At 67.5% G+C, this 5,831-nt stretch carries 7 protein-coding genes and 1 tRNA gene; 7 read left to right on the forward strand and 1 reads right to left on the reverse strand.

The window, feature by feature from the left end:
* Positions 1–224: 224 nt before the first annotated feature.
* Positions 225–314 (reverse strand) — tRNA-Ser (locus ENN83_RS12180).
* A 160-nt stretch (positions 315–474) separates the two neighbouring features.
* On the opposite strand from ENN83_RS12180, the gene ENN83_RS12185 reads away from it, so the two are divergent.
* The 7 genes from ENN83_RS12185 (at position 475) to proB (ending at position 5,789) form a co-directional block, all read left to right on the forward strand.
* Positions 475–1,305 carry a DUF2059 domain-containing protein gene (locus ENN83_RS12185; RefSeq protein ID WP_287187373.1) on the forward strand — a complete coding sequence of 277 codons (831 nt, stop codon included), beginning with the start codon at positions 475–477 and terminating at the stop codon, positions 1,303–1,305.
* A 190-nt stretch (positions 1,306–1,495) separates the two neighbouring features.
* The gene (locus ENN83_RS12190; RefSeq protein WP_287187374.1) at positions 1,496–2,092 is read left to right on the forward strand and encodes a 50S ribosomal protein L21; all 597 of its coding nucleotides are present in this window, start codon (positions 1,496–1,498) and stop codon (positions 2,090–2,092) included.
* A gap of 18 nt (positions 2,093–2,110) precedes the next feature.
* Positions 2,111–2,380 (forward strand): 50S ribosomal protein L27, encoded by a 270-nt coding sequence (gene rpmA / locus ENN83_RS12195; protein ID WP_287187375.1) that lies wholly within the window; start codon positions 2,111–2,113, stop codon positions 2,378–2,380.
* Positions 2,381–2,577: 197 nt separating this feature from the next.
* The gene (locus tag ENN83_RS12200) at positions 2,578–3,117 is read left to right on the forward strand and encodes a GNAT family N-acetyltransferase (RefSeq protein WP_287187377.1); all 540 of its coding nucleotides are present in this window, start codon (positions 2,578–2,580) and stop codon (positions 3,115–3,117) included.
* A 5-nt stretch (positions 3,118–3,122) separates the two neighbouring features.
* The gene (locus ENN83_RS12205; protein ID WP_287187379.1) at positions 3,123–3,671 is read left to right on the forward strand and encodes a GNAT family N-acetyltransferase; all 549 of its coding nucleotides are present in this window, start codon (positions 3,123–3,125) and stop codon (positions 3,669–3,671) included.
* A complete protein-coding gene (gene obgE / locus ENN83_RS12210) occupies positions 3,658–4,695 on the forward strand; it encodes a GTPase ObgE (protein ID WP_287187380.1) in 1,038 nt (345 codons plus the stop codon). The genes ENN83_RS12205 and obgE overlap by 14 nt, the downstream gene beginning before the upstream one ends.
* A complete protein-coding gene (gene proB / locus ENN83_RS12215; RefSeq protein WP_287187382.1) occupies positions 4,683–5,789 on the forward strand; it encodes a glutamate 5-kinase in 1,107 nt (368 codons plus the stop codon). Before obgE ends, proB begins: the two co-directional genes overlap by 13 nt.
* Positions 5,790–5,831: the final 42 nt, after the last annotated feature.

Consider the following 5,831-nt stretch of genomic DNA (forward strand, 5'->3'; position numbering starts at 1 on the left):
CCACATCCGCGTCGCACTCATCAACCGCTTCAATGCTCTCGGCACCGCCGAGATCGTTCGCGTGGCCTGAACCGGAAGGGGAAAGAGGCCCTCACGTCGAAGGCCGCCTTTCTGCAACAATGCCGCGTGATGGCGAAAGGAAGGCGGACAGTTTCATGGGCGTGGTGCTCCACTTTGTGTCGCACTTGCCTGCCCAAGTCGTAAGCCATTGATTTGGATTGAATTGGCGGAGAGACAGGGATTCGAACCCTGGGAGCCCGTGAAGGCTCAACGGTTTTCGAGACCGCCCCGTTCGACCACTCCGGCACCTCTCCGCAGCCTGTGGCCTTGTGGGGGGGTGATCTAGTGCGAAGCACGCAGGGTTGCAACCGTTTTTCTGGGTGGGTGACGTTTCCCGCGGCGGAGCCGCGGAAGGTTGGAATCCTCGTGGTTCGGGTTTACCTGTAGGGGCAGCCAGCAATCCCGGATCCACCGATGCGACGCCTGATCATCCTGCCCGTGCTCATCCTTCTGTTCGCGCTGCCCTTGCCCGCCCGGGCCGGGCCGTCGGCATCGCTCGAGGCGCTGCTTTCGGCGCTTGCGCTTGACGATCTGGTGGCGGTCATGCGCGAGGAAGGCATGAGCCATGCCGACGAACTGGCGACCGAGATGTTTCCCGGTCGCGGTGGCGCGCGTTGGGCGGCGGAAGTGAGGCGGATCTACGATGGCGGCCGCATGTCCCGGGAGTTGCGTGACAGCCTGTCCGGCTCGCTGGCGGAGGCCGATCTGGAACCGCTTGTGGCCTTCTTCACTTCCGGGGACGGGGCGCGGATCGTTTCGCTGGAACTGTCGGCGCGGCGCGCGCTTCTGGACGAGGCGGTGAAGTCGGGCAGTCGCGAGCGGCTTGAGGAGATGCGGGCGGACGACGATCCGCGGCTTGACCTGATCGGACGGTTCATCGAGGCGAACGACCTCATCGAAGCGAATGTGGCGGGCGCGTTGAACGCGAATTATGCTTTTTATACCGGGCTTGTCGACGGCCGCGCGTTCGATTTCGACCTGGGCGAGGAACAGATTCTCGCCGATGTCTGGGGCCAGGAGCAGGAGATCCGCGACGAGACACGGGACTGGATCTTTTCCTATCTGGCAATGGCCTATGCGCCACTGTCCGATGCCGCGCTGGAAGCCTATGTCGCGATATCGGAAACCCGGGAGGGCGCGGCCCTGAACGCCGCGCTGTTCAAGGCCTTCGATACCAGCTTCACCCGGATCTCGCGCGAACTGGGTCTGGCCGCTGCCGGATTCATCGCCGGTCAGGATCTCTGATCCGGGCGTGCCGCGGCCCTTGACTTGGCGGCATGAATCGCGGATACGCACGGTTCCGGCCCCGCTGCACTGCTTCGGGGCCGTCAATGTTGACAACGTCCCGCATGGGGCGCGCTGTCCGAGGCGCAGATGCCGAACGCCGCCCGCCCGGCGGGGCCACAGGACGCGGCAGAAAAGAAGGAAAAGGTCCATGTTTGCGGTCCTCAAGACCGGTGGCAAGCAGTACAAGGTCCAGTCGGGCGACGTGCTGCGCGTCGAAAAGCTCGCCGCCGATGCCGGCGACACGGTTCAGTTCAACGAGATCCTCATGGTCGGCGACACGATCGGCACGCCCAATGTGGCCGGGGCCGCGGTGCAGGCCCAGGTGATCGACCAGATCAAGGGTGACAAGGTCATCCACTTCGTCAAGCGCCGCCGCAAGCACAGCTCCAAGCGCACCAAGGGCCACCGCCAGCAGTTGACGCTGGTTCGGGTGACCGAGATCCTCGCCGCGGGCGGCGAAGGGACCGGCGTGAAGGCCGCGATCGGCGCGGGCAGCGTTGCCTCTGTCGCGTCGGGTGTCGTGGCCGCGAAACCGGCCGTGGCTGGTGGCGACGATCTGAAGAAGCTGACGGGTGTCGGTCCGGCGATGGAAAAGAAATTCCACGAGGCGGGCATCACCAGCTATGCCCAGATTGCGGCCTGGACGCCCGAGCAGGTGGCCGCCATGGAAGAGCGCCTTGGGAGCAAGGGCAAGATCGAGAAAGAGGGCTGGGTCGAACAAGCCAAGACCCTGGCCCAGGGCTGAGCGAGAGGAGAGGACGACATGGCACACAAGAAAGCAGGCGGCTCCTCGCGTAACGGTCGCGACTCGGCCGGACGGCGCCTCGGCGTCAAGATCTACGGTGGCCAGTCGGCCATCCCGGGCAACATCATCGTGCGCCAGCGCGGAACGAAGTTCTGGCCGGGCGAGGGTGTCGGCATGGGCCGCGACCACACGATCTTTGCTGTCTGCGAGGGCGCAGTGACCTTCCGCAAGGGGCTGAAGGGGCGCACCTTCATTTCCGTCCTGCCGGCAGCCGGGGCCGCGGAGTAAGCCGAAACCACGCGAGAACTGACAAAGGTGGGGGATCGGTGGCGCGCCGGTCCCCCCTTCTTCATTCGTGACCGACGCGATGCCCGGGGAGGCTTGGATCGGGGAAGTGGAGCGGGAAACCGCCCTGCCGCCCGGCGCGACTTGCGGAAAAGCCGCGAGGTTGCCATCTGACCCGAGAGGGGGCGAGGAGGAAGAGCATGAAACCGGATGTTGTTTCCAGCCAGCCCGTGATCGAAGCAACGCGCTTCATCCTGCGGCCGGTGCGCCGGTCCGATGCGGGACTGCTGGGCCTTTACACGGGCGACGCGCGCGTCGCGCGCTTTACTCGCACGATCCCCCATCCGCTGCCGCCCGGCGCGACCGAGGCGTTCATCCAGCGCGCCCAGAATCCCGACCGCGGCGAGGATGTCTGGGTCATGGACGGAACCGACCACGGGCTGTCCGAGGTGCTGGGGGTGGTCGGCCTCGACCGGATGGAGCGCGCCCAGTCGCAGATCGGCTATTGGGTGGCGCCCGCCTTCTGGAATACCGGGATCGCGTCCGAGGCGGTGCATGCGCTTCTCGATGCCAATCCGCAGCGCTGCAAGACGATCTTTGCCGAGGTGTTCCAGGACAATCCGGGATCGGCGCGCGTGCTGACCAATGCCGGGTTCGAATATATCGGCGATGCCGAGGCGTTCTCGGTTGCGCGCGGGGCAAAGGTGCTGACCTGGACCTATCTCAAGCGGCTCGACTAGGGCCGATGGGCGCGGCGTCCGGTCTTGTGCTGCTCACGCCGCGGCTGTCGATCCGGCCCCTGTCCGCGGCGGATGCGCCGGTGCTGGGCCGGATCGCGACCGACCCGCGCGTGGCGCCGATGATGGGCACGATCCCGGTCCCTTGGCCCGAGGCCGAGCGCGCGCTGTGGATCGCCCGGGGGCGGTTCCGGGGCGAGGTCGGGTTTCGACTGGGCATCGCGCTGGCGGATGGTCCGCTGATCGGGGCGTGCGGGCTTTGGGGGGCACCGCCGGGGCTGTTCTACTTCCTCGACCCCGCGCGTTGGGGCAGGGGGCTGGCGACCGAGGCGATGCGCGCCCTGCTTGCCGCCTGTTTCGTGCGGCTGCCGGGGCTTGACGTGGTCACGGCCGATCATTTCGCCGACAACCCCGCTTCGGCCCGGGTGCTGCAAAAGCTGGGCTTCCAGCGCATCGGCACCGGGATGGGGCATTCGCTGGCGCGGCTTGAGCCTGCGCCGAATATCCACTATCGCCTGTTCCGCACCAGCTTCGAGGCCGTCCATGAAATTTCTTGACCTCGCTAGGGTCCATATCCGGTCGGGCAGCGGCGGGAATGGCTGCGCCAGTTTCCGACGCGAGAAATTCGTCGAATATGGCGGCCCCGATGGCGGCGATGGCGGGCGCGGCGGCGATGTCTGGGTCGAGGCGGTCGACGGGCTGAACACGCTGATCGACTTTCGCTACCAGCAGCATTTCTTTGCCGGCAACGGCCGCCCCGGCATGGGCCGTCAGAAGACCGGCGTTTCGGGCGACGACATCGTGCTGCGCGTGCCCGTGGGCACCGAGATCCTGGATGAGGACGAGGAAACCCTGATCGCCGATATGACCGAACTGGGCCAGCGCGTGCTGCTGGCCAGGGGCGGCAATGGCGGCTGGGGGAACCTGCATTTCAAGACCGCGACCAACCAGGCGCCGCGCCATGCGAACCCGGGGCAGGAGGGCGTCGAGCGGACGATCTGGCTGCGGCTCAAGCTGATCGCGGATGCCGGGCTTTTGGGGATGCCGAACGCGGGCAAATCGACCTTTCTGGCCGCCATCTCGAACGCCCGGCCCAAGATCGCCGATTATCCCTTCACCACGCTGCACCCGAACCTGGGCGTGGTCGGCATCGACGGCGTGGAATTCGTGATCGCGGACATTCCCGGTCTGATCGAGGGCGCGCATGAAGGCCGCGGCATCGGCGACCGGTTTCTCGGCCATGTCGAACGCTGCGCCGTGCTTCTGCACCTGATCGACGGCACGTCCGGGGATGTGGTGGCCGATTACCGCACGATCATCAACGAACTGGACGCCTATGGCGGACATCTGGCCGACAAGCCGCGGGTCACCGCGCTGAACAAGATCGACGCGCTGGACGAGGACGAGCGCGCCGAAAAGATTGCCGCGCTGGAGGCCGAGATCGGCCGGCCGGTGCTGGCGATGTCGGGCGTCTCGCGCGAGGGGATCGCCGAGGTTCTGCGCGCGCTGAGGGCCGGGATCGACGAGGACCGGTTGCGCCATCGGGCGGCCGGGGACGAGGACAAGACATGGCATCCCTGAGCGGTGCGAAGCGGATCGTCGTCAAGATCGGCTCGGCGCTTCTGGTCGATCGCGACAGCGGCGCGCTGCGCGCGGACTGGCTGCGCGCGCTGGCCGAGGATGTGGCCATGCTCAAGGCGCGCGGCGCGGACGTGATCCTGGTCTCGTCCGGGTCCATCGCGCTGGGGCGCGGGGTGCTGGGGCTGGGGCCGGGCACGCTGGCGCTGGAACAGTCGCAGGCCGCCGCCGCGGTGGGCCAGATCCGGCTGGCGCGCGCCTATGAGGAAGTGCTGGCGCCGAACGGGATCACCACGGGGCAGGTGCTGGTGACGCTGGAGGACAGCGCGGACCGGCGGCGCTATCTCAACTCGCGCGCCACGATGGAGACGCTGCTGGGCTTTGGCGTGGTCCCCATCGTGAACGAGAACGACACGATTGCCACCGACGAGATCCGTTATGGCGACAACGACCGGCTGGCCGCGCAGGTGGCGGTGACGGTGGGGGCGGATGTGGCGGTGCTGTTGTCGGACGTGGACGGGTTCTATACCGCCAATCCCGGGCTCGACCCCGCCGCCCACCGCTTCGACCTGATCGAGGAGATCACCCCCGAGATCGAGGCGATGGCGGGCGACGCGGCCTCGGGGCTGTCCAAGGGCGGCATGAAGACCAAGCTGATGGCCGCCAAGACCGCCACCGGCGCGGGCTGTGCGCTGGCGATCACGCAGGGCGCGGTGCTGCGCCCGCTCAAGGCGCTGGAGGAGGGCGCGGCCTCGACCTGGTTCCGACCCAAGGGCGATCCGCAGGCCGCGCGCAAAAGCTGGATCGCGGCGATGAAGCCCCGGGGGACGATAACGGTCGATGCGGGCGCCGCGGCCGCGCTGTGCGGGGGCAAGTCGCTTTTGCCTGCGGGGGTGACGGCGGTCACGGGCGATTTCGGGCGCGGCGATCCGGTGACGATCCTGGGGCCCGAGGGGCAGGGACTGGGCACCGGGCTGACCCGCTACACCTCGGCCGAGGCGCGGCTGATCCGCGGCTGCCGTTCGGGTGACATCGAGGCCATTCTGGGCTATCCCGGCCGCGCGGCGCTGATCCACAGGGACGACATGGCGACATGAAGGACGAGACCGACATTCCCGCGATGATGGCCGAACTTGGCG

It is taken from the genome of Rhodovulum sp. (genome assembly GCF_011048875.1).
Classification (GTDB): Bacteria; Pseudomonadota; Alphaproteobacteria; order Rhodobacterales; family Rhodobacteraceae; genus Rhodovulum; species Rhodovulum tesquicola.